The sequence below is a fragment of the Burkholderia sp. WP42 genome (assembly GCF_000745665.1).
In the GTDB taxonomy this organism is placed as follows: Bacteria; Pseudomonadota; Gammaproteobacteria; order Burkholderiales; family Burkholderiaceae; genus Burkholderia; species Burkholderia vietnamiensis.
Genome location: NZ_JQJT01000017.1, coordinates 77,971 through 103,886 on the forward strand (window position 1 = coordinate 77,971; position 25,916 = coordinate 103,886).

Annotated in this window: 22 protein-coding genes; 7 read left to right on the forward strand and 15 right to left on the reverse strand. The window is 70.1% G+C overall.

The genetic code is table 11. From position 1 onward, the window contains the following. Positions 1–87 precede the first annotated feature (87 nt). The 4 genes from EX20_RS10505 to EX20_RS10520 all read right to left on the reverse strand — a co-directional run bounded on the left by EX20_RS10505 (position 88) and on the right by EX20_RS10520 (position 5,361). Positions 88–1,179, reverse strand: a complete 1,092-nt coding sequence (locus EX20_RS10505) for a porin (RefSeq protein ID WP_034193491.1) — start codon at positions 1,177–1,179, stop codon at positions 88–90. Between the two features lie 143 nt (positions 1,180–1,322). After that, on the reverse strand, positions 1,323–2,390 hold the full coding sequence (locus tag EX20_RS10510) for an ABC transporter ATP-binding protein (RefSeq protein ID WP_034193492.1): 1,068 nt from the start codon (positions 2,388–2,390) through the stop codon (positions 1,323–1,325). After that, positions 2,383–4,155: an ABC transporter permease gene (locus EX20_RS10515; protein WP_011882098.1), complete on the reverse strand. Its 1,773-nt coding sequence runs from the start codon at positions 4,153–4,155 to the stop codon at positions 2,383–2,385. The genes EX20_RS10510 and EX20_RS10515 overlap by 8 nt, the downstream gene beginning before the upstream one ends. Before the next feature lie 117 nt (positions 4,156–4,272). Next, on the reverse strand, positions 4,273–5,361 hold the full coding sequence (locus tag EX20_RS10520) for an ABC transporter substrate-binding protein (protein ID WP_011882099.1): 1,089 nt from the start codon (positions 5,359–5,361) through the stop codon (positions 4,273–4,275). 231 nt (positions 5,362–5,592) lie between these two features. Here EX20_RS10520 and EX20_RS10525 point away from each other — a divergent pair, with 231 nt between their 5' ends. Next, positions 5,593–6,267: a response regulator gene (locus tag EX20_RS10525; RefSeq protein WP_011882100.1), complete on the forward strand. Its 675-nt coding sequence runs from the start codon at positions 5,593–5,595 to the stop codon at positions 6,265–6,267. Between the two features lie 31 nt (positions 6,268–6,298). After that, the gene (locus EX20_RS10530) at positions 6,299–7,696 is read left to right on the forward strand and encodes a sensor histidine kinase (RefSeq protein ID WP_011882101.1); all 1,398 of its coding nucleotides are present in this window, start codon (positions 6,299–6,301) and stop codon (positions 7,694–7,696) included. A gap of 144 nt (positions 7,697–7,840) precedes the next feature. Here EX20_RS10530 and EX20_RS10535 read toward each other — a convergent pair whose 3' ends face one another. The 8 genes from EX20_RS10535 to EX20_RS10570 all read right to left on the reverse strand — a co-directional run bounded on the left by EX20_RS10535 (position 7,841) and on the right by EX20_RS10570 (position 16,008). After that, positions 7,841–8,707 carry an MOSC domain-containing protein gene (locus EX20_RS10535; RefSeq protein ID WP_011882102.1) on the reverse strand — a complete coding sequence of 289 codons (867 nt, stop codon included), beginning with the start codon at positions 8,705–8,707 and terminating at the stop codon, positions 7,841–7,843. Between the two features lie 122 nt (positions 8,708–8,829). Next, a complete protein-coding gene (locus EX20_RS10540) occupies positions 8,830–9,786 on the reverse strand; it encodes an ABC transporter substrate-binding protein (protein WP_034193493.1) in 957 nt (318 codons plus the stop codon). A gap of 42 nt (positions 9,787–9,828) precedes the next feature. Further along, the gene (locus tag EX20_RS10545) at positions 9,829–11,022 is read right to left on the reverse strand and encodes a c-type cytochrome (RefSeq protein WP_034193494.1); all 1,194 of its coding nucleotides are present in this window, start codon (positions 11,020–11,022) and stop codon (positions 9,829–9,831) included. A 53-nt stretch (positions 11,023–11,075) separates the two neighbouring features. Beyond that, positions 11,076–11,900, reverse strand: coding sequence for an ABC transporter ATP-binding protein (locus EX20_RS10550; protein WP_034193495.1), 825 nt, complete (start codon positions 11,898–11,900; stop codon positions 11,076–11,078). Further along, positions 11,894–12,982, reverse strand: a complete 1,089-nt coding sequence (locus EX20_RS10555; RefSeq protein WP_014724973.1) for an ABC transporter permease — start codon at positions 12,980–12,982, stop codon at positions 11,894–11,896. The genes EX20_RS10550 and EX20_RS10555 overlap by 7 nt, the downstream gene beginning before the upstream one ends. 4 nt (positions 12,983–12,986) lie before the next feature. Beyond that, the gene (locus tag EX20_RS10560) at positions 12,987–14,021 is read right to left on the reverse strand and encodes an ABC transporter substrate-binding protein (RefSeq protein ID WP_034193496.1); all 1,035 of its coding nucleotides are present in this window, start codon (positions 14,019–14,021) and stop codon (positions 12,987–12,989) included. A 37-nt stretch (positions 14,022–14,058) separates the two neighbouring features. Beyond that, on the reverse strand, positions 14,059–14,904 hold the full coding sequence (locus tag EX20_RS10565; RefSeq protein WP_014724971.1) for a class II aldolase/adducin family protein: 846 nt from the start codon (positions 14,902–14,904) through the stop codon (positions 14,059–14,061). 18 nt (positions 14,905–14,922) lie between these two features. After that, positions 14,923–16,008: an LLM class flavin-dependent oxidoreductase gene (locus tag EX20_RS10570; protein ID WP_014724970.1), complete on the reverse strand. Its 1,086-nt coding sequence runs from the start codon at positions 16,006–16,008 to the stop codon at positions 14,923–14,925. A 353-nt stretch (positions 16,009–16,361) separates the two neighbouring features. On the opposite strand from EX20_RS10570, the gene EX20_RS10575 reads away from it, so the two are divergent. The 5 genes from EX20_RS10575 (at position 16,362) to EX20_RS10595 (ending at position 23,287) form a co-directional block, all read left to right on the forward strand. Beyond that, positions 16,362–17,702: an acyl-CoA dehydrogenase family protein gene (locus tag EX20_RS10575; RefSeq protein WP_034193497.1), complete on the forward strand. Its 1,341-nt coding sequence runs from the start codon at positions 16,362–16,364 to the stop codon at positions 17,700–17,702. Between the two features lie 309 nt (positions 17,703–18,011). Next, entirely contained in the window at positions 18,012–18,578 is a 567-nt protein-coding gene (locus tag EX20_RS10580; protein ID WP_014724967.1) for a cysteine dioxygenase family protein, read from the forward strand. A gap of 85 nt (positions 18,579–18,663) precedes the next feature. Further along, positions 18,664–20,289 (forward strand): rhodanese-related sulfurtransferase, encoded by a 1,626-nt coding sequence (locus EX20_RS10585; RefSeq protein ID WP_034193498.1) that lies wholly within the window; start codon positions 18,664–18,666, stop codon positions 20,287–20,289. 229 nt (positions 20,290–20,518) lie between these two features. Next, positions 20,519–21,586 (forward strand): phytoene/squalene synthase family protein, encoded by a 1,068-nt coding sequence (locus tag EX20_RS10590; RefSeq protein ID WP_034193499.1) that lies wholly within the window; start codon positions 20,519–20,521, stop codon positions 21,584–21,586. A gap of 504 nt (positions 21,587–22,090) precedes the next feature. Then, the gene (locus EX20_RS10595; protein WP_011882114.1) at positions 22,091–23,287 is read left to right on the forward strand and encodes a porin; all 1,197 of its coding nucleotides are present in this window, start codon (positions 22,091–22,093) and stop codon (positions 23,285–23,287) included. A 100-nt stretch (positions 23,288–23,387) separates the two neighbouring features. On the opposite strand, the gene EX20_RS10600 is transcribed toward EX20_RS10595, so the two are convergent. From EX20_RS10600 to EX20_RS10610, 3 genes are all read right to left on the reverse strand, one after another. Further along, on the reverse strand, positions 23,388–23,813 hold the full coding sequence (locus EX20_RS10600) for a cupin domain-containing protein (RefSeq protein ID WP_011882115.1): 426 nt from the start codon (positions 23,811–23,813) through the stop codon (positions 23,388–23,390). A gap of 10 nt (positions 23,814–23,823) precedes the next feature. Then, entirely contained in the window at positions 23,824–24,261 is a 438-nt protein-coding gene (locus EX20_RS10605; protein ID WP_011882116.1) for a carboxymuconolactone decarboxylase family protein, read from the reverse strand. Positions 24,262–24,355: 94 nt separating this feature from the next. Continuing rightward, positions 24,356–25,837: a MocR-like pyridoxine biosynthesis transcription factor PdxR gene (locus EX20_RS10610; RefSeq protein WP_014724964.1), complete on the reverse strand. Its 1,482-nt coding sequence runs from the start codon at positions 25,835–25,837 to the stop codon at positions 24,356–24,358. Between the last annotated feature and the right edge of the window lie 79 nt (positions 25,838–25,916).

The window sequence follows — 25,916 nt, forward strand, 5'->3', positions numbered from 1 at the left end:
CCGTCGAGTGCTCGCACCGGCATCGGCATCGACGCCGGCGCCCGCGGCGCGTCTCGCCCTCGAGCCGCGCCGCGGGCCGGATCCGCGTCAGAAGCGCTGCTGAATCCCCGCCGTCACGCCGACCTGCGTCGTCCCGTATCCGGCGACATCGCGCGACACGCCGACCTTCTCGCCATGCTGCGCGATCGCGAACGCGCCGGCCGCATACAGCACCGTGCGCTTCGACAGCGCGTAGTTCGCGCGCACCGACACCAGCGTCGGATCGGCGTCGCTGCCGCCCTTGATGTTCTGGTGATAGACGGCGGCGATCATCGAGAACGTCGGCGTGAACTGGTACGTGCCGCCGACCCACATCATGTCGCTCAACTGGTTCGCGGCGCGCGTATGGTAGGTGCGGCGGTAGTTGCGATAGCCGGCCATCGTTTTCAGGCTGCCGAAGTCGTAGCTGACGCCCGCGTGTATGCCCTGAACGTAGTTGACGGTATCGGTGGGCGCGACGCTGTCGGCCGCGCCGTTCTGCCGGTCGAACGTGACGACCGCCGCGAACGGGCCGGCCTCGTAGCCGAGCGCGAAGTCGTACTTCGAACTGGTCTTCACGCTGCCCGGCACGTTGCCGAAGCCGTACAGCGCGCCGAACCGGAAGCCGCCGAACTCGCCGTCGTAGCGCACGGCGTTCGACGCGCGCGTGAACAGCCCGTCCTTGCGCGCGCCCGTCGCCATCGACGACGTCGCCCACGAGTAGTTCTGTGCGTAGCCCATCGGGTCGAACGGCAGCATGTAGTCGTAGGTGACGGTGAAGTTGCGCCCGAGCGATACCTCGCCCCATTTGCCTTTCAGGCCGACGGTCGCGCGGCGCGCGAAGATCGCGTCGGGGCCGTCGTCCGACGCGCCGTTCGCGAGGTCGATCCCGCTTTCGAGGCGGAACACGGCTTTCAGCCCGCCGCCGAGATCCTCGACGCCGCGCAGGCCCCAGCGCGACGTGTTCTTGTTGCCCGACTTGAGCTTGAACGAATCGCCGCCGTCCGGCGCGGCGTGATTCGCGTATTCGATGCCGGCGTCCATGATCCCGTACAGCGTGACCGACGACTGCGCGTGCACGGCGCCGGCCGCGACGCCGACCGCGAGGGCCGGCACGCTCACGCGGGCGGTGCGGGCGAAACGTTGAACGCATGACTTCATTGACGGTGTCTCCTGGTTCGTTGTGGGTTCGGTGAAACGGATGCGCGGCGCGCGGCGCACGCCGGGGAGCGCGCGCCGCATGCGGGTTGAAACGGGGTGGAACGGGTGGGGGATGCGGCGGCGCGCGGGCCGCCGCAGGCGTGTCAGCCCGCCTTCGCGAACGCCCAGCAGTCGTTGGCCGGGAATTCGATCCAGTGCGCGCCCGCCGCGCGCGGTGCGTGGCCGAACGCGCGCAGCCGCATGTCGCCGCGATGGAACAGGTATTCCCAGCGATCGCCGAGATACATCGACGTGACGAGATCGGCCTGCAGCCGGTTCGCGCCGGGGCCGTCGACGACCTGCACGCGTTCGAGCCGGATCACGGCCTGCGCGGGCTGGCCGGGCGCGAACGCGTCGCGCGCGAGCGCCTGCAGCTGCCAGCCGTCGCCGGCCAGCGTCACGCGCTCGCCGTCGACGGCCGCGACGCGCGCATCGATCCGGTTGTTGCTGCCCATGAATTCGGCCGTGTACAGCGAGCGCGGTGCGCCGTACAGCTCGGCCGGCGTGCCTTCCTGCTCGATGCGGCCGTTGCGCAGCAGCAGGATGCGGTCGGACATCGCCATCGCCTCGGTCTGGTCGTGCGTCACGCACAGCGCCGACAGGCCGAGCGACACGATCAGTTCGCGCAGCCACGCCCGCGCTTCCTCGCGCAGCTTCGCGTCGAGGTTCGACAGCGGCTCGTCGAGCAGGATCACCGGCGGGTTGTAGACGAGCGCGCGCGCGATCGCGACGCGCTGCTGCTGGCCGCCCGACAGTTGATGCGGGAAGCGTTCGGCCAGATGACCGAGGCCGAGCTGGTCGAGCGCGGCATGCACGCGGCGCTTCTGTTCGGCAGCCGCCACGCGGCGCAGCTTGAGCCCGTAGCCGACGTTGTCGGCGACGGTGCGGTGCGGCCACAGCGCGTACGACTGGAACACGAGGCCGAGCGAGCGCTGTTCGACGGGCAGGTCGATGCGCTGCGCGCCGTCGAAGAACACGCGGCCGTCGAGCTGGATGCGCCCGCCGGACGGCTGTTCGAGGCCGGCCACCGCGCGCAGCAGCGTGGTCTTGCCGCTGCCCGACGCGCCGAGCAGGCACACGACTTCGCCGGCCTTCAGTTCGAACGACACGCCGTTGAGGATCGGGTTGGCGCCGTAGCTGAGATGCAGGTCGTCGACGATGAGCTTATCCATGAAGTTTCACTCCGAAGCGCAGGGCCACGCCGAGTCCGGCGCCGACCATCGCGATGTTGATGACAGACAGTGCGGCGACCTGGTCGACGGCGCCGGTCGCCCACAGCGACACGAGCAGCGCGCCGATCACTTCGGTGCCGGGCGACAGCAGGTAGACGGCCGTCGAGTATTCGCGCTCGAAGATCATGAAGATCAGCAGCCACGCGGCGAGCAGCCCGAAGCGCACGAGCGGCAACGTCACGTCGAGCGACACGCGGCTGCGCGTCGCGCCGACGCTGCGGCCGGCTTCCTCGAGTTCCGGGCCGACCTGCAGCAGCGCGCTCTGGATCAGCCGCATCCCGTACGCGAGCCACACGACGGTGTACGCGATCCAGATGCTCCACATCGAGTTCTTCAGCTCGCGCAGGCCCGGCACGAACAGGAAGATCCACAGGAACGCGAGGCCGGCGAGCAGGCCCGGCACCGCGCGCGGCAGCAGCACGAGGTAGTCGAGCAGCCGGGTCGCCCAGTCGTGGCGGCGATGACCCGCGAACGCGACCAGCGAGTAGAAGCCGACCGCGAGCGCGCCGCCGATCACGCCGATGCCGAGCGTGTTGACGATCGCGCGCACGAGGTTGTCCTGCTCGAACAGTTCGACGAAGTTCGCCAGCGTCAGCACGTCGGCGAGCGGCACGCCTTCGCCCCAGTTGGTCACGAACGCGCGCAGCACGATGCCGGAGATCGGCACGATGACGGTCAGCGCGAGCCACAGCGCGACGATCGCGAGCGCGACCCAGCGCCATGCGCCGAGCGGCAGCACGGTCGAGCGGCCGGCCTTGCCCTTGACGGTGACGAAGCGGTTCGCCGTCTTCAGCAGCCGGCGCTGCAGCAGCACCAGCGGAAACGTGATCGCGACGATGCACACCGCGACCGCGGCCATCAGGTGATACGACGGCACGCCGAGCTTGTTGGTCAGCTTGTACAGGTAGGTGGCGAGCACGAGGTGGCCTTCGGGGTCGCCGAGCACGAGCGGCAGCCCGAACACCTCGAAGCCGAGGAAGAACACCAGCACGCCGGCGAACAGCAGCGCGGGCATCGTCATCGGCAGGCTCACGTCGAGCGCGACGCGGAACGGACGTGCGCCCGTCACGCGTGCGGCTTCCTCGACGTCCGAGCCGAGATTGCGCAGCGCCGCCGACGAGTACAGGTACACGTGCGGCACGTGCGTGAGGCCGACGATCACCGTGATCGCGAGGATCGAGTACACGTTCCACGGCACGTCCTGCACGCCGAACAGCTGCCGGAACCAGACCGAGTAGAAACCGACCGGGCCGGCCGCGACGACGTAGCCGAACGCGAGCACCATCGGCGACACGAACACCGGCGTGAGCAGCAGCGGCTCGAGCCAGCGGCGGCCGGGCAGGTCGGTGCGCACCATCAGGAACGCGAGGATGCCGCCGAGCGGGATCGAGATGAACAGCATCCCGCCGGCGATGATGAACGAGTTCTTCACGGCCGACCAGAAATCGGGATCGGCGAAGATGAAGCGGAAGCCTTCGACGCCGAGCGTCTTGTTCGCGTCGAAGAACGGCGCGGTGAGCAGGCTCTGGAACAGGATGAAGCCGAGCGGCAGCGCGACCGCGATGGTCAGCACCGCGACGACGATCCAGCGCAGCATGCCGGCGAGCGGCTGCAGGCCGTTGGCCGGGAGCGCGGGGATCGCGTCGCCGGGGCCGGTGGTGCGCGCAACGGCCGGCGTCGTTGCCCGTGTGCTGGTTGAAAGCATGAGTACACCCCTGCGGCCATCCGGATGGCCGCCTACGGAAAGTCGGTAACGGGAAGCGGCCGGCCCGCGGCATTTTCGGCGGGCGGCCGGGGCTCGGCGGGTCAGCGCATCAGCGGATCAGCGCTTGATCGCCTGCTGCCATTGCTTCAGGAATGCGAGCCGCTTCGACTGGTCGAGATACACGAGCAGGCCGGTGCCGATCTGGATCGGCTTCAGCGAGTCGCCGAGCTCCTTCGTGAGGCTCGCGGCCGACGTTTCGCCGGCGACGTCCGTGCGGATCGCGTACAGGTTCGCCTGGTTCGCGATCAGCGTCTGGCCGCGCTTCGACAGCAGATAGTCGACCCACAGCTTCGCGGCGTTCGGGTTCTTCGCCTTCTTCGAGATCGTCGCGAGGCGGCTCACGACCTGCGTGTAGTCCTTCGGAAACACGTAGCCGATCGACTTGTCCTTCTTCGCCTTCGCGTATGCATACGAGCCGATGATGTTGTAGCCGATCAGGTTCTCGCCGGACGAGATGCGCTCCATCATCGCGCCCGTGCTCGACTGCAGTTTCGGGCCGGTCGCGCCGATCGCCTTCACCAGCTCCCACGTGACCTTTTCGTTCACGTGCGCGTCCTGCGTCAGGTAGTTGAAGCCGACGCCGGACTTCTCGATGTCGTAGGTCGTGACCTTGCCCTTGAACTTGTCGGCCTGCGTCGTGAGCAGCCGGATCAGGTCGGCGCGCGTCTTCGGCACTTCGTTCTCGGGGATCAGGCGCTTGTTGTAGACGATCGCGAGCGGCTCGAATGTCGTGCCGTACGCCTGCTTCTGGTATTGCGCCCATTGCGGCACGTGCTGGCTTTCGGGCGAATCGTACGACGCCATCAGGCCGTCGTTGACGAGCTTCACCTGCAGGTCCATCGCGGAGCTCCACAGCACGTCGGCGCTCGTGCTGCTGGCGGCGTTCTCGCTGATGTAGCGGTTGTACAGCTCGGTGCTGTTCATGTCGTTGTATTCGACCTTCACGCCGTACAGGCTTTCGAAGTCCTTGATCAGCGGGCGCACGAGGCCCGTGTCGGTGGTCGAGTAGACGATCAGCTTGCCTTCCTTCTTCGCGGCGTCCACGACGCCCTGATAGCTGCCCGGATATCCGGCGGGAACCTGTGCGACGGCGGTGCCCGCGACGAGTGCCAGCGCGGCGGCGAGCGGCTTCGGTGCAAACGGCATGTCTTCCTCCAGTGATGCGTGTGTGGTTCGAGTGACGCGGATGTTAATTGCGCGGCACTTTCAGCCTGCTTTCATTTTCTTGAGCAATCGCGTCCGGCGGGTCATGGATTTCCCGGAGACGATGGGGCTGCGGGCGCGGCTGCGCGGGCGCGCAACCGGTATTTGCGCGAAGCGTCGGCGCGGAAAGGATCATGTAATGTAGCGGCCTGTCGCTGACCTTACGGAATCCGAATGCGTGTGCTGCTCGTCGAAGACAACCCGAACCTCGCGCAGTCGCTGCACGACGCGCTGAGCGCCGCGCGCTTCGCGGTCGATCACATGGCGGACGGCGAAGCCGCCGATCACGTGCTGCGCACGCAGGACTACGCGCTGGTGATCCTCGATCTCGGGCTGCCGAAGCTCGACGGGCTCGAGGTGCTGCGCCGCTTGCGCGCGCGTCGCAATCCGGTGCCGGTGCTGATTCTCACAGCGCACGGTTCGGTCGAGGACCGCGTGAAGGGGCTCGATCTCGGCGCCGACGATTATCTGGCCAAGCCGTTCGAACTGACGGAGCTGGAAGCGCGCGCCCGCGCGCTGATCCGGCGCAGCCTCGGCCACGAGCACTCGCGGATCGAATGCGGGCCGCTCGCGTACGACAGCGTCGACCGCAGCTTCCAGCTCGCCGGCGCAGCGCTGTCGCTCACGCCGCGCGAACGCTCGGTGCTGGAGGTGCTGATCCTGCGCAACGGCCGCGCGATCAACAAGGAGACGCTGTCGGAGAAGATCTTCGGGCTCGACGAGTCGGTGAACGCGGACGCGATCGAGATCTACGTGTACCGGCTGCGGAAAAAGCTGGAGAACACCGGCGTCGCGATCGTCACGCTGCGCGGGCTCGGCTACCTGCTCGAAGCGAAGGCCGCCGCATGAGGCGCGCGCCGACGCATCCGCGGGCGGCGGCGTGACGATCCGCCCGAACCTGCGCACGCAGGTCGCGCTGTGGCTGCTGCTGCCGCTGCTCGGCCTGCTCGCGCTCGACTCGTGGCTCACCTACCAGCGCGCGATGAGCGCCGCGCACGTCGCGTTCGACCGCACGCTGTCGTCGTCGCTGAAGTCGATCCGGGAAGGCGTGCGGCTCAACGACGGCGAGATCGAGGTCGACCTGCCGTATCTCGCGCTCGAGATGTTCGAGTCCGGGGACGGCGGCAAGATCTACTACCTGATCCGCGACGATCGCGGCCGCACGATCACCGGCTACCCCGACCTGCCGCTGCCGCCGCGCGGCGGCGCGCTGTTCGTCACGCAGTACTACGACGTCGTGTATCGCGGCGAGCAGTTGCGGATGGCTGCGCTGCGCGTGCCCGTCCACGACGTGCCGAGCGCGCAGACGCGCATCGTGTGGGTGATGGTCGGCGAGACGATCGAGGCGCGCCAGGCGCTTGCGCGCGAGATCCTGACCGGCTCGCTGCTGCAGGAAGGGCTGCTGGTCGTGCTGGCGCTCGGGATCGTGTGGCTCGGCGTCGGGCGCGGGCTGCGACCGCTGAACCGGCTGTCGGCGACGGTCGCCGCGCGCAGCGACGGCGATCCGACGCCGCTCGACACGGCCGGCATGCCGAGCGAACTCGCGCCGCTGGTCGAGTCGATCAATCTGTACATCGCGCGCACGCAGCGGATGCAACTGGCGCGGCGGCGTTTCTTCGCGGATGCCGCCCATCAGCTGAAGACGCCGCTCGCCGCCGTGCAGGCGGGTGTCGAACTGGCGCTGCGGCCCGACGAGCAGCCGCGCGCGACTGCGCATCTGCGGCGCGCGAACGGCGCCGTGCGGCAGGCGGCGAAGATCGTCCAGCAATTGCTGTCGCTGTCGCGGCTCGATTCGGACAGCGGCCACGCGGTCGCGCATCAGCCGGTCGCGCTGCACCGGATCGCCCGCAGCGCGACGCTCGACTGGTCGCCGGTCGCGCGTGCGCGCGACATCGACCTCGGCTTCGAGCACGATGCCGACGTCGACGTACTCGGTCAGCCGGACCTGCTCGGCGAACTGATCGGCAACCTGATCGACAACGCGATCCGCTACGCGGGCGACCGCGCGGTGATCACCGTGCGCGTGTCGCGCGACGGCGCGCACGCGCGCCTCGACGTGATCGACGACGGGCCGGGCATTCCGGCCGGCGAGCGCGACGCGGTGTTCGAACGCTTTCATCGCGGCAGCACCACGCAGACGATCGAGGGCACCGGGCTCGGGCTGTCGATCGTGCGCGAGATCGCGCGCGTGCATCGAGGCAGCGTGACGCTCGCCGATGCGGACGGCGGGGGATTGATCGTGACGGTGTGGCTGCCGGTGTTGCCGGAGGCGGGGTAGGGACTGGTGGTGGAGGCCGAGCGGCTGAGGCGGCCGTTACGAACGAGCCTCGGAACCGGCGCGTCAGAAGGCGGCGCTACGAACGAACGTTGGCGCCGAGCAGCAGCAAAACCGACGCGCCGCGAGCGACGCGTCCACTTCCCCTCAGTCCCCGAACCCCAGCTGCGCGTCGAGCGCCTGCCCGACCTCGAGCCATGCGCCCGCGCCCGCGACGACGATCGCGTTGATGCCGAACGTCAGCGCGCCGTCGAAGTTCGGGTTCGCGCGATACGTCTGCATCGTGTCGGTCGGCTCGTGCGGCCATTGCGGGTTCGGCTCGCCGCTCGCCTGGTCGATCGTCGGGATCGGGCAGCGCGTGCACAGCTTCACGAGGCGCAGCCGCACGGGCGTCGCGCCGGCCGCGTCGAGATGCTCGACGAAGTCTTCCTCGTACGCATCGAGGTCCGACACGACGAGGTTCGGGCGGAAGCGGTTCATCGGAATCGCGGGCGCGCCTTTCGCGGCGAGCCGCGCGTTCAGGTCGTCGAGCGACGACTGGCCGATCACGAGCAGCGGATAGCCGTCGGCGAACTGCGTGTGGGTATCGACGTCGCCGGTCCATTTGCGGTTGCAGCCGCGGCGCGCGCCGTCGCCGAAGCGGGCGAGCTTCAACGGCGTACCGACGAATTGCGTGAGCCATGCGGCCGTCTCGGCGCCCGTGTCGATCGCGTCGACGGTGTCGCGCCACACGGTCGCCGCCATCGCGGGCGTGGCGGGCGTCGCATCGCCGTCGAGCGGCGTGCGGATCTCGGGCATGCCCGGCGCGTTCAGCACCAGCGCGTCGTGCTCGAGCGCCGTGCGGATCAGCGCGAGCCGCGGATGCGTGCGCTGCGTGATCATCATCCCGTCGGGTGTGGTGATCAGCCAGTGGCGATCGTACGCGAGGCCCGTCTCCAGCAATTGCGCGCGCGGCAGCGCGATGCCGGCGCAGGATTTGATCGGGTAGACGAACAGTTCTGAAATGGCTGGCATGACGCTGGCTGGCAAACACGGGATGGGCGAATCGCGATTGTGCCAGATCGTGCGCCGGCCGTTTGGACGGTTGCTCGCGTGTTTGCCTGCACCTGCCTGCCTGCGCGCGCGGCGCCGGCCGGTCACGCGAGCGGGAAGCCGCGGTCGAACGTCGCGCGCACGTCGAGCGGCTCACGCAGTAGCCCGGCCTTCAGATAGAAATCGGCGGTGCGCTGCTGCTGCGCGATCACCGCCGCGTCGATCGGTTGCCAGCGCGTGTTGCGCCGCTCGAACTGCAGCTTTGCCGGCGCCGGCGGGATGCCGATGATGCGCGCGAGCGTCGCGGAATACGCGTCGACGTGCCGGTACGACCACGCCTGCGCACGCACCACGCGTTGCACGAAGTCGCGCAGCACGTCGCGCTTCGCCGCGATCGCGGCATCGGTGGCCGCGATGTAGCTGAGGCCCGACCACAGCCCGCGGCCGTTGACGAGCACGCGCGCGCGGCCGCTCGTTTCGGCGAGCGCGGTGTACGGTTCCCACGTCGCCCATGCGTCGATCGATCCGGTGGCGAGCGCAAGCATCGTGTCGGCCGGCGGCAGGAAGCGGAACGACACGGCGTCGGGCGGCAGGCCGGCCGCATCGAGCGCCTTCAGCGTGACGAAATGGCCGATCGAGCCGCGCGTGGTGCCGATGCGCTTGCCCTTCAGATCGGCCGTGTCTTTCAGCGCTGCGTCGGGCCGCACGAGCACCGCGGTGCCGTATGGGTCCGAGCGGTTCGCGCCGATCACCTTGAGGCGCGCGCCCGACGCGAGCGCGAAGATCACCGGCGCGTCGCCGATCGGCCCGCAGTCGACGGCCGCTGCGTTCAGCGCTTCGGCGAGCGGCGCGGCGGCCGGAAACTCGGTCCACGCGATGTCGTAGGCGACGCCGTTCAGCTCGCCGGCTGCTTCGAGCAGCGCGCGCAGCCCGCCTTTCTGGTCGCCGGCGCGCAGCAGCGGCCGCGTGCCCGATTGCGCATGGAGGATGGCCGGCGCGGTGCCGAAGGTGGCGGCGAGTGCGCTGGCCTGCGCGAGGAAGTGGCGTCGGTTCGGATTCATCGTCGGGTCGGTTCGGTTCGGGCGGAGAAACGGTTCGGGGTGTCAATGCGGCAGCCCGGCCTGCACGTCCTGCACGGGCTCGCTGTCCACGCGCAGCAGCAGCGCGGTCAGCGGATCGGCGTTTGCGGCGTCGTCGGACGGGCGCGTGCTCGTCTGTGCGCGGCATAGCAGGTCGTCGGCGGACCAGCCGCCGCTGCCCGGCAATGCGCGGGCGCGCAGCCAGCCGCGCCGGTCGGCGAGCAGCTGCGTGCCGCCGAACGCAGCGGGCGGCACGCCCGCGATCGTCGCGAACGCCTGCCAGGCGCCGGCCGTCGTCGCGACGCAGTTCGCGCGCGCGCCGGCCGGCGCGTTCGGTGCGGCCGACGTACGAGCGTCGTCGCCGGTCACGAGCAGCGTCTGCCAGCGGGGATCCTCGCGAGGCGGCGTGGCGCCCGCGGCGAGCGCGACGATCCGCACGCGCTGGCCATCGCGCCAGCGCGCGAGCGGCTGCGGCGCGGCGTCGCCGCAGCGCACGTCGAGCGCCGGCAGCGGGACGGGCACGGGCCACGCGCCCTCGGCGCGCGCACCGCTGCCGGCCGACAGCGCTTTCAGGTAATCGAGTACCGCCCACGTGTCGGCCGGCCCGAGCGTCGCCGCAAAGCCCGGCATCGAGGTCGCGCCGTGCGCGTCGCGGGTGCCGTGGCGCACGCGCCAGTACAGTTCGCCGTCCAGCCGCCGCGCGAGCAGCGCGCCCGCGAAGGTCGGCGGCCAATGCGCGAGCGTCGCCGCGAGCGGTCCCTCGCCGCGGCCGTCCGCACCATGACAGGCCGCGCAATGCTGCCCATACAGGCGCGCGCCGTGCGTCACGTTCGCGACGGAAAACGGTTCGGGATTGCGCTGGAAGCTGGTCGGCACGGCGGGCGCGAGCCACAGCGAAGCCGGCGGCCACGGCGCGAAGCAAGCGCCGGCGAGCGCGGCGATCGACGCGGCCGCACGGTACTTGCGGCTCGCGATCGCGACGCAGCCGAGCGCCGCGGCGAACACGGTCGCCGCGACGGCGAACGCAAGCTGCCGCGTGAGGCCGGCGTCGATGCGCAGCGTTTCGAGCGCGACCCGCTGCGCCCACGGCCACGCGGCCTGGCCGTCGGCGTTGCCGGTCAGGCCCAGCGCATGGAGCGTTTGCGCACACGCGAGCTGCGCGCGATACAGCAGTTGCAGGAACCGCAGCGCCCAATCGGCAAACGGCAGCGCGTTCATCCGCGCCGCGCGTGTCGAGGCAAAGCGCCGGTTCGGCGAGCGACGCCGTGCATCTACCAGCTCGCATCGAGTCCGAGATGCCGCAGCGCCTCGTGGCGCAGCTCGGCGAGCCGCGGATCGCCGCGATGGCGCGGATAGGGCAGGTCGACGCGCAGCTCCGCGACGATGCGCGCCGGCCGCGGCCCGAACACGATCACGCGCTGGGCGAGAAACAGCGCCTCCTCGACATCGTGCGTGACGAGCAGCGCCGAGAAGCCGTCGCGTTGCCACAGCGCGGTGAGCTCGGCCTGCATGGTCAGGCGCGTCAGCGAATCGAGCTTGCCGAGCGGCTCGTCGAGGATCAGCAGGCGCGGGTCATTGACGAGCGCGCGCGCCAGCGCGACGCGTTGCGCCATCCCGCCCGACAGCTGATGCGGAAACGCGTTCGAGAATTCCTGCAGCCCGACGCGCGCCAGCGCATCGTCGACGCGATGCTGGGCGCGGCGAGCGACGCCGCGCGCTTCGAGGCCGAGCGCGACGTTGGCGCGCACGCGACGCCACGGGTAGAGCGTCGGGTCCTGGAACACGACGATCCGCGACGGGTCGGGCTGCTCGATCGGCACGCCGTCCTGCGCGATCGTGCCTTGCCGCGCGGCATCGAGCCCGGCGACGAGCCGCAGCAGCGTCGATTTCCCGCAGCCGCTCGGCCCGAGCAGCGCGACGAACTCGCCGGCGGCGACCGACAGCGTGACGTCGTCGAGCACCGGCAGCGGGCCGCCGGGGCCGTCGAACGCATGACTGACGCGGCGGACGTCGATACGTGCACCGCGCGGCGGCGTGGCGTTTCCGGCGACGGGCGCGGTCGCGGCGAGCGGTTCCACAGCGGCGGCGCTTACCATTTGACGGTTCCTTTCTGCCAGGCGAGCACGCGGTCGCGCACGGCGAACAGCAGCGCGATCAGCCCGGAAAACAGCAGCGCCATCACGATCAGCGCCGCATACATGTTCACGTACGATGCCCAGCCCTGCGCCCAGCTCAGATACCAGCCGAGCCCCGACTTGACGCCCATCATCTCGGCCACGACGAGCACCGTGAACGATGCGCTGAGCCCCATGAAGATGCCGACGAACACGTGCGGGAGCGCGGCCGGAATCGCGACGCGCAACACCAGGAAGCGGGCGTTCGCGCCGAGCGTGCGGGCGACGTCGTAGTACTGCCGATTCACGCTCGCGACCCCCGACCACGTCAGCACCGCGACCGGGAAGCCGGTGGCCAGCGCGATCAGGAACGCGGCGGCCGAATAGCTGGTCGGGAAGAAGTAGAACGTGAGCGGCAGCAGCGCGGTGGCCGGCACCGGCCCGAGCACGCGCAGCACCGGATGCACCCAGTAGCCGATGCGGCGCGACCAGCCGATCGACACGCCGACCGCGAACCCCACCGCGACGCCGTACGCGAAGCCGAGCGACAGCAGCTTCAGCGTGTTGGCGGCGCTGCCGGCGAGGCGCGGCCAGTCGTCGACGTAGACCTCGATGAGCGCCTGCGGCGGCGCGAAGAACGGCGTCGGCAGCCACGCGGTTTTCGCGGTCGCGACCTCCCATGCGGCGAGCACGAGCGGCAGCGCGACGAGCCACGGGCCGGCCGGCCGCACGCGGGCGAGCTGCGCGCGCGTGGCCGGCACGCGCTGGCCGAGCGTCGCGGCGAGCAGCAGCAGCGCGGCGATCGCCCATGCGGCGGCGCCGAACGCGTCGGTATACGCCCAGTCGCTGAAACCGGCGATGCGGTTGGGCCACAGCCGCGTCAGCGCGCCGAGCGCGCTCCACGCGAGCGCGGCGGCGACGCCGGTCGGCCAGTTGCGCGCGCGGCGCGCTTCGGCGGCGAGCGTCGCGTCGCAGGCCGTGCAGCCGGCCGCGGACGCGGCGGCCGCGGATGCGCCCGCGATGGACGCGCGGCGTGCGGCGGAGGCGGGTTCGATCGTCGACATCGGCTCACCCCAGCACGTTCGCATAGACCTGCTGCGCGAAGCGCTGCGGGTCGGTGCTTTTCTTCAGCACGTTGATGCGGCGGAAATCGTCCGCATAGAACGCGATTTCCTGCTGCAGGTCGACGTTGGTCGGATGGTGCGTGTAGGTCAGCGTCGCGTACAGCTTGCGCAGGTCGTCGGGGCTGATCTTCGGCGAATACTTCGCGAACACCTTCGCGGCTTCGTTCGGGTTGTCATGCGTGTATTCGGTGGCCTGCACGATCGAGCGCGCGAGCGCGGCCGCCGCCGGCCGATCGTTGCGCACCAGTTCGCCGCGCGCGCCGACCACGCAGCACACCTTGCGCGCGTATTCGCCGGACAGGTTCGTCGCGAGTTCCGCATACGCGCCGTTGCTGCGCTTTTCGAGCAGGTAGAGGTTCGGGTCGCCGTCGGCGATCGCCTGGATCTCGCCCTTGTCGACGGCGACGCCGAGCAGGTCGGCCGGATACTGGCGCCACGTGATGTCGCGCTCGGGGTCGATGCCGTTCTTCGCGAGCAGGATCGAGAAGAAGTGCTTGCCGGGCGCGGCGAGATCGCTGACGCCGACCGTCTTGCCCTTGAGCGCCTGCAGCGTCGTGACGCCGGCCGCCTTCGCGCCGACGAGCCGCACGCAGCCGCCGTGCGAGCTGCCGATGATCTTCACGTCGAAGCCGGCTTCGAGCGGCTTGAGCCAGCGATGGATCATCCCGACCGCGGCGTCGGCCTTGCCGGTCGCGATCGCTTCGAGCAGCTGGTCGGTCGAGCCGCTGTAGTTGATCAGGTCGACCTTCAGCCCGTTCTTTTCGAAGAAGCCGCGTTCCTGCGCGACGACGATCGGCGTCAGGCAGAACGCGTTCTGGTTCCATGCGAACGTGAGCTTTTTCAGCGGCGCCGCGGACCAGGCCTTGCGGCCCAGTGTGATCGCGGGCGCGGCCAGCGCGACGGCGCCAGCCGCGCGCAGCAGCCGGCGACGCTTGTCGCTAGGGGCGCCGGCCGGCGCGGGTGCGGTGGTATCGGTCATTCGTGTGGTCTCCGGTTCCGGTCGTGCGCAAGGGCGCTCAGTCGAGCAGGTCGGGTTCGTCGGCGACGACGCGTTGGAACAGGCTGTCGAACGCGTGCAACGCGCCGTCGGGGCCGCCGATCTGGCCGTGCGTGTGCCGCGCGGTCGCGTGATCGATCGGTTGCGGCGTGCCGGCCGCTTCGGCCAGCAACTGCGTATGCGCGGCGTTGTCGAGCGCGATGTACCACCACGCGGCCGCCTCGACGCTCGGGCCGGCCGTCAGGATGCCGTGGTTCTTCAGGATCACGCCCTTGTGCGTGGAGCCGTCGGGCCGCGCGAGCGCATCGGCGATGCGCGCGCCTTCGCTGGTGTCGACGACCATTCCCGTGAAGTCGTCGAACAGCGCGTGGTCCTCGTAGAACACGCACGCGTCCTGCGTGAGCGGATCGAGTGGGCGGCCGAGCGTCGACCACGCCTTGCCGTAGGTCGAATGCGTATGGGCGGCCGCGACGAGATGCGGATGCGCGTCGTGAATCGCCGCGTGGATCGCGAACGCGGCCTTGTTCAGCGGCCGGCTGCCGATCGCGGTTTCGCCGCGCGCGTTGACGAGCAGCAGGTCCGACACCTTGATCTGCGAAAAATGCACGCCGAGCGGATTCACCCAGAAGTGGTCGGGCAGCTCCGGATCGCGCGCGGTGATGTGGCCGGCGAGCCCGGCCGCGAAGCCGAAGCGCGCGAACAGGCGGAACGCGGCCGCGAGCCGCTCCTGACGGTGGCGGCGCTCGGCGGCGACGTCGATGCGCGGGGCCGGCGGATCGAACCAGAAGTGCTGGCGCGGCGCCTCGGCGAGCACGAGGCCCGACGCGGTGCGCGTGCGCGACGTGGAAGACAGGACGGCGGACATGGCGATGGTCTCCGTGCGTCAGGCGGCGCGGCGCGCGGCGTCGCGGGCGGCGACGCCGCTGCGCACGCGCGGGATCAGTTCGCGGCCGTAGTCGAGCGCGTCCTCGAGCGGATCGAAGCCGCGGATCAGGAACGTCGTCACGCCGAGGTCGTAGTAGTCGAGCAACGCGTCGGCGACCTGCTCGGGTGTGCCGACCAGCGCGGTCGAATTCGAGCGCGCGCCGGTGAGTTTCGCGATCTCGGTCCACAGCCGCTTGTCGACGCGCGAGCCGCGCTCGGCCGCCGCGAGCAGACGCCGCGCGCCTTCGCTCTGCTGCGGGTCGCCGGTGCCGAGGCCCGCGGCGTCGCGCAGCCGGCGCGTTTCGTCGAGGATCCGGTGGGCGCGCGCCCACGCTTCGTCCTCGGTGGCCGCGAGGATCGGCCGGAACGACACGGAGAAGCGCACCTGCCGGCCGTGTTTCGCGGCTTCGGCGCGCACGCGGGTCGTGAGGTCGCGCACCTGGTCGAGCGATTCGCCCCACAGCGCATAGACGTCCGCGTGCTTGCCGGCGACCGCGAGCGCCGCTTCCGACGCGCCGCCGAAATAGATCGGCACGTGCGGCTTTTGGTGCGGCTTCACTTCCGAGTAGCCCTGCCTGAAGCGATAGTGCGCGCCGTCGTGATCGAACGGCTGCGACTCGGTCCAGATGCGGCGCAGGATGCCGAGATATTCGTCGGTGCGCGCATAGCGTGCGTCGTGGTCGAGGAAATCGCCGTCGCGCTGCTGCTCGCTGTCGGAGCCGCCCGAGATGAAGTGCACGGCGAGGCGGCCGCGGCTGAACTGGTCGAGCGTCGCGATCTCCCGCGCGGCGAGCGTCGGCGCGATGAAGCCGGGACGATGCGCGAGCATGAAGTGAATGCGCTCGGTCGCGGCGGCGGCGAACGCGATCGTCAGCGTCGCGGACGGGCTGGTCGAGTGATGCGGGACGAGAATTCGGTCGAAGCCGGCCGTTTCATGGGCGCGCGCGAAGTCGCGCACGTAGTCGGGGTCGACGGCCGGGCCAGTGGCCGGATGAATTTCCGACTGCTTCTGGCTCTGGATCATGCCGATGAATTCAACGCTCATCTCGGTCTCCGATGCAAGGAAGGCCCGCCGTGCCAGCTGCGGCCGGCGGGGCAGGAATGCAGCGCAGATTACCGTCCGGATCAGGCGCAACGGAAATAACGATTGCCGATTTCAATATCAGATTTGCATGGTTTGGGCGGGCACCATGCTGCGCATACGCTGTGCGCTCCGAATGGATCGACAGGGCGTCTGCCGGCGCTTGTGCGGGCTTGCTGCCGCACGGGCGCAAACGGTCGGCGCGCACGCATGCCGAGCGGCGAAGTCGGCGCGCAGACGGCCGTCGGCGCGGGCACGGCGCTCGCGCGTCGATCCAACGCTGCCCCGCTACCCGTCACCGAAGGGAAACCGTACCGATGTCCGCCAGCCTTGCTGCTTCCGCGCCGCTTCCGGCGCAATCGTCACTGCGTCATCTGCCTGCCGACGATGCACGCGTCGCCGCGTTGCTCGAGCGGCTCGCGCCCGAACTCGCCGCCGACGCCGCGCGCAACGACGTCGACGGCCGTTTCCCGCACGAGAACTTCGCGCGGCTGCATCGCGCCGGGCTGATCGCGCAGGTCGTGCCGCGCGAGCACGGCGGCGCGGGCGCGACGCTCGCGCAGGCGAGCCGCATCGTTGCCGCGATCGCGCGCGCCGACCCTGCGACCGCGCTGGTGCTGACGATGACGTATCTGCAGCATCGCGCGCTCGGCCGTGCGGACAGCCGCTGGCCTGCGCGCGTGAGGCGCGCGGTGTTCGACAGCGCCGTCGACGAAGGTGCGCTGATCAACGCGTTGCGGGTCGAGCCGGCGCTCGGTTCGCCGTCGCGCGGCGGGCTGCCGGAGACGATCGCGCGCCGCGACGGCGACGGCTGGCGGCTGTCGGGCCACAAGCTGTACAGCACCGGGATTCCGGCGCTGCGCTGGCTGGCCGTCTGGGCGCGTACCGACGAGCCCGAGCCGCGCGTCGGCGTGTTCCTGGTGCGGCGCGACGGCGACGGGCACGACGACGCGCGGATTCGCGTGATCGAAAGCTGGGATCATCTGGGCCTGCGCGCGTCGGGCAGCCACGAGGTCGTGTTCGACGACGTGTGGCTGCCCGCCGATCATGCGGTCGACGTGCGCGCGCCCGGCGCGTGGGCCGTGTCGGCCGCGAGCCATGCGGACATCGACGCGCAGACCGACCAGCAGGCATGGATGGTCGCGCTGCTCGGCAGTCTCTACGATGCGGTCGCGCGCGCGTCGCGCGACTGGCTGCTCGGGTTCGCGACGACCCGCGCGCCGAGCGGTCTCGGCGCGCCGCTCGCGACGCTGCCGCGCGTGCAGGAGGCCATCGGCGAGATCGAAGGCTGGCTGCACGCGAACCGCGTGCTGCTCGACGAGCACATCGCGCGCACCGATGCGGGCGACGCGCCGACGGTGACGACGAGCGGCCTCGTCAAGCGAACCGTGACGGAGCAGGCGATCCGCGTCGTCGAGCATGCGTTGAAGCTGTCCGGCAATCACGGGTTGAGCCGCCACAATCCGCTCGAACGTCACTATCGCGACGTGCTGTGCGGACGCGTGCATACGCCGCAGGACGATGCGATCGCGGTGGCGGCCGGTCGCGCGGCGCTCGATGCGGCAGCGGCGGCGGCGGCGCGCAACGCGCCGAGCGACGCCGCGAGTTCGCGCAGCGCGCCGCACGCTGCGCGGGCATTCGATCGAAGCGATGCGTAAGGACGGCGGTGGGGCGCACCGCGCAGGCCGGCTCGCACCGTGCGGGCGTCGCTGGCCGGGCTCGCGCGGCCACATCTGCGCGCTGGGCGAAGGCGCCGCAGACTTCCGCGAGACTCCGCACGCGTTGCGCGATCACTGGCTGCGTGATCCCGAGCCCCGCCGAGGTGCAGCTCGGTCCGGCCCGGCGTTCGGCAACGCACGACCACCACAAAGCATCGATATCGCTGATTTTCACGTTTGTTCTGCATGCACCACCAGGTGCATCATGACGATCGATCAAGCCGGGCATTTTTATTCGAGGAGACCCCGATGAGTACGCTTTCGTTGCAGCACACGCCGCTGCGCCCGTTCGTCGAAGGCCTGGGCGCCTTGCTCGCGTCGGGCGCGAACGAGGCGCGCATCCTGGACGACGGCGGCGCGCTGCTCGCCGCGCTGGTCGCGCGCGACGACTGGCTGCCCGACGCGTTCGCGCAACCCGATCCCGAGCGCTACCGGCAGTACCTGCTGCATCTCGACCCCGACGAACGGTTTTCCGTCGTCAGCTTCGTGTGGGGCCCCGGCCAGGCCACGCCGATCCACAACCACACGGTGTGGGGGCTGATCGGCATGCTGCGCGGCGGCGAGTTTTCGCAGCCGTACCGGCTCGACCCGACCGGCAAGCCGGTGCCGTCGGGCGACGCAGTGCGGCTGCAGCCGGGCGAGGTCGAGGCCGTGTCGCCGCGCATCGGCGACATCCATCGCGTGACCAATGCGTACGCCGATCAGGTGTCGATCAGCATCCACGTCTATGGCGCGAACATCGGCAAGGTCGAGCGCGCCGTGTTCCTGGACGACGGCACCGTGAAGCCGTTCATCTCCGGCTATTCGAACGCATGACCCGCAGCGCGGCGGGCCGCGCCCGGCATCCATCCGACGCCCGCTTCGCTTTTCAACGACTTCAACCGAATCCGACCGAGACACCGTGACGCAATCCGCCGATTCCCTTCCCCGTTTTCCCGTCGCGACGTACGAAGACGTCCGCGCACGCCTGCTGGCACGCGACGAACTCGCGCTGATCGACGTGCGCGAGGAAGATCCGTACGCACAGGGCCATCCGTTGTGGGCCGCCAACTTGCCGCTGTCGAAGCTCGAACTCGACGCATGGACGCGCATTCCGCGCCGCGACACGCCGATCGTCGTCTTCGGCGAAGCCGGCGGCGAGGATCTCGCGCCGCGCGCCGCCGCGAAGCTCGCGCAGCTCGGCTACACCGACGTGCGCGTGCTCGACGGCGGCCTCGCGGGCTGGCGCGCGGCCGGCGGCGAGCTGTTCATCGACGTCAACGTGCCGAGCAAGGCGTTCGGCGAATGGGTCGAAGCCGAGCGCCACACGCCGTCGCTGTCCGCCGAGGAAGTGCAGGCGCTGATCGACGCGCAGGCCGACGTCGTGATCGTCGATGCGCGCCGCTACGACGAATACCAGACGATGAACATCCCGACCTCGACCAGTGTGCCGGGCGCGGAGCTCGTGCTGCGCGTGCGCGCGCTCGCGCCGAACCCGGCGACTCAGGTCGTGGTGAACTGCGCGGGGCGCACGCGCAGCATCATCGGCACGCAGTCGCTGATCAACGCCGGCCTGCCGAACCCGGTGGCCGCGCTGCGCAACGGCACGATCGGCTGGACGCTCGCGGGACAGACGCTCGAGCATGGCGCCGCGCGGCGCTTCCCGGACGACGTCGAACCCGCGCAACGCGACGAAGCGCGCCGCGCGGCGCGCGCGGTGGCCGAGCGCGCCGGCGTGCCGCGCATCACGCTCACCGAACTGGCCGCGCTCGACGAGCCGGGCCGCACGCTGTACCGCTTCGACGTGCGCACGCCCGAAGAATACGAAGCCGGCCACTTGCCGGGCTTCCTCGGCACGCCGGGCGGCCAGCTCGTGCAGGAGACCGATCATCACGCGGCCGTGCGCGGCGCGCGGATCGTGCTGGCCGACGACGACGGCGTGCGCGCCGACATGACCGCGTCGTGGCTCGCGCAGATGGGCTGGGACGTGCGCGTGCTCGAACCGGTCGATCCGGCCGCGTTCACCGAGCGCGGCCAGCCGCCGCGCGCCGTGCCGGCCGCGCCGCAGGCGGCCGAGGTGGCGCCTGCGACGCTCGCCGGCTGGCTGCGCGAAGCGGGCGCCGGCGAGATCGCGATCGTCGACGTGACGACCAGCGCCAACTACGTGAAGCGCCACATCCCCGGCGCGTGGTTCGTCGTGCGTGCGCAGCTGCGCGACGCGCTCCGCGCGATCCCGCCTGCGCAGCGCTACGTGTTCACGTGCGGGTCGAGCCTGCTCGCGCGCTTCGCGGCCGACGACGCGCGCGCGTTGCTGCCGGCGTCCGCGCCCATCTCGGTGCTGACGGGCGGCACGGCCGCGTGGATCGACGCGGGGCTGCCGCTCGAGCACGGCGACACGCATCTGGCTTCGCCGCGCGTCGACCGTTACCGGCGGCCGTACGAGGGCACCGACAATGCGAGCGCGGCGATGCAGGCGTATCTCGACTGGGAGTACGGGCTGGTCGAGCAACTGAAGCGCGACGGCACGCACCACTTCCGCGTGATCTGAGCGCGGCGCGGCAAGCGCGGGGCAGGCGAGGCGGGGGGGCCGCGCACGGCGGTCGGTCGGTGCGCCGGCGGCAGCAGTCGCGCCGGATGCACTAAACTTGCGGGACTTTTGCATCGCCGCGTCGGGCCGCGTCTCGCGTGCACGCGGCGGTGCGGCGAATCGCGGGCCGGCGCGGGCGCCCGGCGCCGGTTGGCGGCCGGCGCCCGCGCCGGCCGACCCTGACCGACCCATGACGACTCATACCGAACCCGCCTACCTGCTCGGCGATCTGCTGAAAAACGTTTCCCGCTCCTTCTACCTGACGCTGCGCGTATTGCCCGACGGCATGCGCGAACCCGTCGGCCTCGCCTATCTGCTCGCGCGCGCGGCCGACACCATCGCCGACACCGCGCTGGTCGCGCCCGAGCGGCGCGCGACGCTGCTGAATGGCCTGCGCGACGAGATCGAGCGGCTCGGCGACGGCGCGGCGCTGTCGCGCTCGCTCGACGACGTGACGCGGATGCAGGCCGATTCGCACGAGCACGTGCTGCTCGGCTCGATGGAGCCGATGCTCGCGCTGCTGCGCGCGCAGCCGGACGCGGACCGCGCGGCGATCCGCAAGGTCGTCGCGACGCTCACGTCGGGGATGGAGTTCGACCTGCGCACGTTCCCCGACGAGCAGTCGGGGCAGGTCGCGTCGCTGCCGACGCGCGACGCGCTCGATCGCTACACGTATCTGGTCGCCGGCTGCGTCGGCGAATTCTGGACCGACATGACGGCCGCGCACACGCGCGCCGCGCGCGGCTGGGACTGCGCGGACATGCGCGAGAAGGGCATCCGCTTCGGCAAGGCATTGCAGATGACCAACATCCTGCGCGATTGCCCGAAGGATCTGCGGATCGGCCGCTGCTATCTGCCGGACGACGTGCTGGCCGCGCACGGCGTCGGCGTCGCCGAACTGATGGCGCCGCACGCGTCGGCGCGTGCGCGCGGCGTGCTGGTCGACCTGCTGCGCGTGGCGCTCGACCTGTATCGCGACGCATGCCTGTACACGCTCGCGATTCCGCGCCGCTTCGTGCGGCTGCGGCTGGCGTGTCTGTGGCCGATCATGATCGGCCTCGAGACGCTCGAACGCCTCGCCGGCCACGACGCGTGGCTCGATCCGGCCCGGCCGGCGAAAGTGCCGCGCAAGCGCATCTACCGGATCATGGCGGCGTCGCTCGCGCTCGTCGGCTCGAACGCGGCGGTTCGTGCGCGCCTGAACGCGCTCGTCGGCGCGGTCAACGCGCGGCTCGCGCAGACGGGCCGCGCGTCCTGACGCGCGCCGAGCCGCGCTGCCGGCAGCAGCGTCGCTCGGCGGCATTCTTCCGCAGCATTCTTCGGCCCGCGTTCGCGGGCCGTTTCCATTCAGCGCCCGTCTCCGTACAAAAACGTTTTCACGATTTCGTGTTCCGAAATGTGGCTGTCATGAATGTCAGCGATCCTGCGCGGCGGTGTGATCAGTCTTCGGCCAGGGGGCCGCGCCTCGGCCGGGCACTTTGTGCCGAAGGCGTCTGACGACATCGGGCGGTCGCGTTGCACCCGTAAAAATGTAAAGCTAGGGTTTTCACCGGGAAATGCCGGAAAGGCCCGCTGCGTAAGCGTTTTCAGGTGTTAGGTAACCGCTTGGTGAACCACCGCGTTGCGTCGATCATACGATGACCGACCGCACGTGTTGGGAAACGATTGGTAATCCGTCAGAATCGCACCGGCATGTACTCGCACATGTGTCAGTCATAAAACCACACCAGAAAAGAAATCATTCTTTGAGGACGGAGAATCAATGAAAAAGCGCGTCGCTTTCGCCATGACGGCAGCGGGTCTCGCAGCCGCAACCGCAGCCCACGCTCAGAGCAGCGTGACCCTGTACGGTATCGTCGACAACGCCATCGCTTGGCAGAACAATTCGTCGGGAACCGGCGCGACCTCGGGCGGCCACTCGAAGGTGCAGATGGCCACCGGCATCTGGGCAGGCAGCCGCTTCGGCCTGAAGGGCAGCGAAGACCTCGGCGGCGGCACGAAGGCGATTTTCCAACTGGAAGCCGGGTTCAACGCGAACAACGGCTCGTCGCAATGGGCGAACGGCATCTTCACGCGTCAGGCGTGGGTTGGCCTGACCAACCAGACGTACGGTACGCTGACGGCCGGCCGTCAGTACACCGCGTACTACACGCTGCTGTCGCCGTATAGCCCGACGACCTGGCTGACCGGTTACTACGGCGCACACCCGGGCGATATCGACTCGCTCGACACCAGCTACCGCGCGAACAACTCGCTCGTCTACATGTCGCCGAAGTTCTACGGCTTCACGGTCGGCGGTTCGTACTCGCTCGGCGGCGTCGCAGGCAGCTTCAACCGCGGCTCGACCTGGAGCGCGGCGATCCAGTACCTGAACGGCCCGGCAGGCATCGCGGTCGGCTTCCAGAAGGTCAACAACTCGACGCTCGGCGGCGGCGTGTGGGGCGACAACTCGACGGTCACGAGCGGCGGCCAGCCGGCCGTGTCGTCGATCAACAGCGGCTACCAGACGGCGCAAACGCAGCAGCGCCTCGGTGTGACGGCCGGCTACCAGTTCACGCCGGCATGGGACGTGTCCGTGTCGTACACGAACGTCCAGTACGTTCCGGGCGTCGGTTCGGCGTTCCGCAACACGGCGATCTTCAACACGGCAGGCGCCGTGCTGCATTGGAAGGCAGCGCCGCAGTGGGACTTCGCGGCAGGCTACTCGTACACGGCGGCAACGCAATCGAACGGCATCTCGAGCTCGGCCAAGTACCACCAGGTCACGCTGTCGCAGTACTACAGCCTGTCGAAGCGCACGGGCCTGTACGCAGTCGAGGCTTACCAGCACGCAAGCGGCAACACGCTGAACAAGACTGGCGGCATCCAGGCAGCAACGACGTCGATCGGCGACGGCGTGGGCGCAGGTTCGAAGCAGAACCAGATCGCTGCCGGCGTTGGCATGATCCACCGCTTCTGATGTCGCGCGGCGCGCGAGCGCCGCTCACGGCATGCGGTACGAAACCGGCCTTCGGGCCGGTTTTCTCGTTTACGGCGCGTGCCTTTGTGTGGCGCCCCGATCACTGGTCGATCGGCGACTTCAGCGGCTGATGCTCGCCGGTCAACCCGAACACGACGAGCTGCGCCGGTTCTGTCGCGCTCGCATTGCGCGACACCATGTGGCGCGAGCCGGGCGGCTCGTACCAGCCTTCGCCGGCGCGATAACGGCGCAGCGGGCCGTCGTTCACCTGCGACAGCACTTCGCCTTTCGACACGACCGCGAACACCGAGCCGAGATGCTTGTGGGCGGCGGATGCCTGACCGGGCGCGTAGTCGACGGTCGCGACCACCGCGAGTCGGCCCGGCGCTTCGGGCACCGGCTGCTGCAGGATGGCGTGCACGTTGTCGCCGCCGTCGTGCGCCTGCGCGGCGGCCGGCAGCGCGACGCCCAGCGCGAGCGCCGCGCCGACGAGCGCGCGGCGCAACGTCATGCTCGTTTGCGTCATCGTCGGCTCCTTACTCGGGCATCTTGCGGAACGCGATCGCGAAGCGGTTCCACGAATTGATCGTGGCGATCAGCATCGACAGGTCGAACAGTTCTTCATCGGTGAAGTGCGGCCGGACGGCTTCCCACACCGAATCGGGCACGTGGCTGCCGGCGACGAGCGTCAACGCTTCGGTCCATTCGAGCGCTGCGCGTTCGCGCTCGGTGAAGAACGGCGTCTCGCGCCACGTGACGACGGTCGCGAGGCGGCGATCGGTTTCGCCGCCCTTGCGGGCATCGCTCGTGTGCATGTCGACGCAGAACGCGCAGCCGTTGATCTGCGACGCGCGCAGGCGGACCAGCTCGGCGAGCGGCTTTTCGATCGAGCACTTCGCGAGGAATTCCTCGGCGTTGCGCATCACCTTGATCGCGTTCGGGTTGGCGGTATAGAAGTTCAGGCGGGGTTGCATCACGGGTCCTCATTCGGTTGGTGCGCACGGCGGCGCGACAGGACCCACTTTAAGCGTGCCACTGGCCCGCTTGAATGACCAATTCCGGGGAAAGTCAGGTGACCACCGGCATCGCACCGGCACCCCCGGATTTCAGCAGCACGGCGAGCCGGGCGAGCGCGGTGTCGATGCGCAGCGCGTCGATTCCGCCGTATCCGAACAGCAGCCCGGCGCGTGCGCCCGCGCCGACGTGGAAGCCCGAGATTCCGTACAGCCCGATGCCTTCTGCGCGGGCCGCCCGGATCAGCGCCGTTTCGTCGAGCCCCGGTTTCAGCGGCGCGGCCACGTGGATGCCGGCGGTCGGCACGATCGCGTCGAACCAGTGCGCCAGCTCGCCGTGCAGATGCGCGAGCAGCATCTTGCGGCGCGCGTCGTAGTGCTTCTGCACGCGCCGCAGATGCCGCGCGAAATCGCCTTCGAGCATGAAGCGGGCGAGCGCCGCCTGCGTCAGCGTGCAGCTGTGCCAGCCGACGATCTGCCGCGCCTTCGCGAGCGCGCCGCGGAGCGCGCGCGGCGCGATCGCATAGCCGATCCGCAGTTCGGGAAAGATCGTTTTGGAGAACGTGCCGACGTACACGACGAGGCCGGTACGGTCGAGGCTCTTCAACGATTCCACCGGCCGGCCCTCGAAGCGGAATTCGCCGTCGTAGTCGTCTTCGACGATCACCGCGCGGCGGCGCTGCGCCCATTCGAGCAGCGCGATGCGCCGCTCGAGCGTCATCGGCATCCCGAGCGGGAACTGGTGCGACGGCGTCACGTAGACGAGCCGTGCGTCGTCGGGTAGTTGCTCGATCACGAGGCCGTGCGCGTCGACCGGCACGCCCGCCACCGTGGCGCCGAGTGACGCGAACGCCGCGCGCGCGGGCGGATAGCCGGGATTCTCGACGGCGACCACGTCGCCGGGCCGCAGCATCACGCGCGCGACGAGGTCGAGCGCCTGTTGTGCGCCCTGGGTGACCAGCACGTCGTCCCAGCCGCACGCGACCGCGCGGCTGAACCCGACGTAGCGGGCGATCGCGCCGCGCAGCTGCGCGTCGCCGGCAGGGTCGTGGTACTGGCCGGGGCCGCGCGCCTGCTGGCGCAACGCGTGATGCAGGCAGCGCCGCCACGCGTCGAACGGGAACAGCGCCTTGTCGGTCACGCCGCCGCGGAAGTCGAACGCGGGCGAGTCCTGCGGCGCTGGCATGGCGAGCGTGTCGGGCAGTTCGTCCCACAGCGCCAGTGCGCTGACGGCGGCGGGCGGCGGCGTGCCGTCGACCAGCGACGCGGCGGCCGCGGCCGCATGCGGCACGCGCGCGAGGCCGTCGGCGACGAACGTGCCGTCGCCCGCGCGCGCGGTCAGATAACCCTCGGCGACGAGGCGCTCGAACGCGTCGAGCGTCGTCTTGCGCGATACGCCGAGCTGCTTCGCGAGATCGCGGGTGGACGGCAGCCGCGCGCCGCCTTCCAGCCGCCCGTCGACGATCGCGGTGCGCAATTGCCGGAAGATTTGCCCGGTCAGGTCGTGCCGGCCTTCGATGCGGATCGCGATGTCCATTGCAGTGGTTACCTCGACGTAGCGGAATGGGGTGTCGGTCAGCATACCGGAACAGCGGCGGCAGAGCGGCGTGAGCGGA

What these genes read in the sequence shown, in the direction of transcription:
- EX20_RS10505 (WP_034193491.1), bottom strand. Translation starts at nt 1,179, where the DNA reads ATGAAGTCATGCGTTCAACGTTTCGCCCGCACCGCCCGCGTGAGCGTG.
- EX20_RS10510 (WP_034193492.1), bottom strand. Translation starts at nt 2,390, where the DNA reads ATGGATAAGCTCATCGTCGACGACCTGCATCTCAGCTACGGCGCCAAC.
- EX20_RS10515 (WP_011882098.1), bottom strand. Translation starts at nt 4,155, where the DNA reads ATGCTTTCAACCAGCACACGGGCAACGACGCCGGCCGTTGCGCGCACC.
- EX20_RS10520 (WP_011882099.1), bottom strand. Translation starts at nt 5,361, where the DNA reads ATGCCGTTTGCACCGAAGCCGCTCGCCGCCGCGCTGGCACTCGTCGCG.
- EX20_RS10525 (WP_011882100.1), top strand. Translation starts at nt 5,593, where the DNA reads ATGCGTGTGCTGCTCGTCGAAGACAACCCGAACCTCGCGCAGTCGCTG.
- EX20_RS10535 (WP_011882102.1), bottom strand. Translation starts at nt 8,707, where the DNA reads ATGCCAGCCATTTCAGAACTGTTCGTCTACCCGATCAAATCCTGCGCC.
- EX20_RS10540 (WP_034193493.1), bottom strand. Translation starts at nt 9,786, where the DNA reads ATGAATCCGAACCGACGCCACTTCCTCGCGCAGGCCAGCGCACTCGCC.
- EX20_RS10545 (WP_034193494.1), bottom strand. Translation starts at nt 11,022, where the DNA reads ATGAACGCGCTGCCGTTTGCCGATTGGGCGCTGCGGTTCCTGCAACTG.
- EX20_RS10550 (WP_034193495.1), bottom strand. Translation starts at nt 11,900, where the DNA reads ATGGTAAGCGCCGCCGCTGTGGAACCGCTCGCCGCGACCGCGCCCGTC.
- EX20_RS10555 (WP_014724973.1), bottom strand. Translation starts at nt 12,982, where the DNA reads ATGTCGACGATCGAACCCGCCTCCGCCGCACGCCGCGCGTCCATCGCG.
- EX20_RS10560 (WP_034193496.1), bottom strand. Translation starts at nt 14,021, where the DNA reads ATGACCGATACCACCGCACCCGCGCCGGCCGGCGCCCCTAGCGACAAG.
- EX20_RS10565 (WP_014724971.1), bottom strand. Translation starts at nt 14,904, where the DNA reads ATGTCCGCCGTCCTGTCTTCCACGTCGCGCACGCGCACCGCGTCGGGC.
- EX20_RS10570 (WP_014724970.1), bottom strand. Translation starts at nt 16,008, where the DNA reads ATGAGCGTTGAATTCATCGGCATGATCCAGAGCCAGAAGCAGTCGGAA.
- EX20_RS10575 (WP_034193497.1), top strand. Translation starts at nt 16,362, where the DNA reads ATGTCCGCCAGCCTTGCTGCTTCCGCGCCGCTTCCGGCGCAATCGTCA.
- EX20_RS10580 (WP_014724967.1), top strand. Translation starts at nt 18,012, where the DNA reads ATGAGTACGCTTTCGTTGCAGCACACGCCGCTGCGCCCGTTCGTCGAA.
- EX20_RS10590 (WP_034193499.1), top strand. Translation starts at nt 20,519, where the DNA reads ATGACGACTCATACCGAACCCGCCTACCTGCTCGGCGATCTGCTGAAA.
- EX20_RS10595 (WP_011882114.1), top strand. Translation starts at nt 22,091, where the DNA reads ATGAAAAAGCGCGTCGCTTTCGCCATGACGGCAGCGGGTCTCGCAGCC.
- EX20_RS10600 (WP_011882115.1), bottom strand. Translation starts at nt 23,813, where the DNA reads ATGACGCAAACGAGCATGACGTTGCGCCGCGCGCTCGTCGGCGCGGCG.
- EX20_RS10605 (WP_011882116.1), bottom strand. Translation starts at nt 24,261, where the DNA reads ATGCAACCCCGCCTGAACTTCTATACCGCCAACCCGAACGCGATCAAG.
- EX20_RS10610 (WP_014724964.1), bottom strand. Translation starts at nt 25,837, where the DNA reads ATGGACATCGCGATCCGCATCGAAGGCCGGCACGACCTGACCGGGCAA.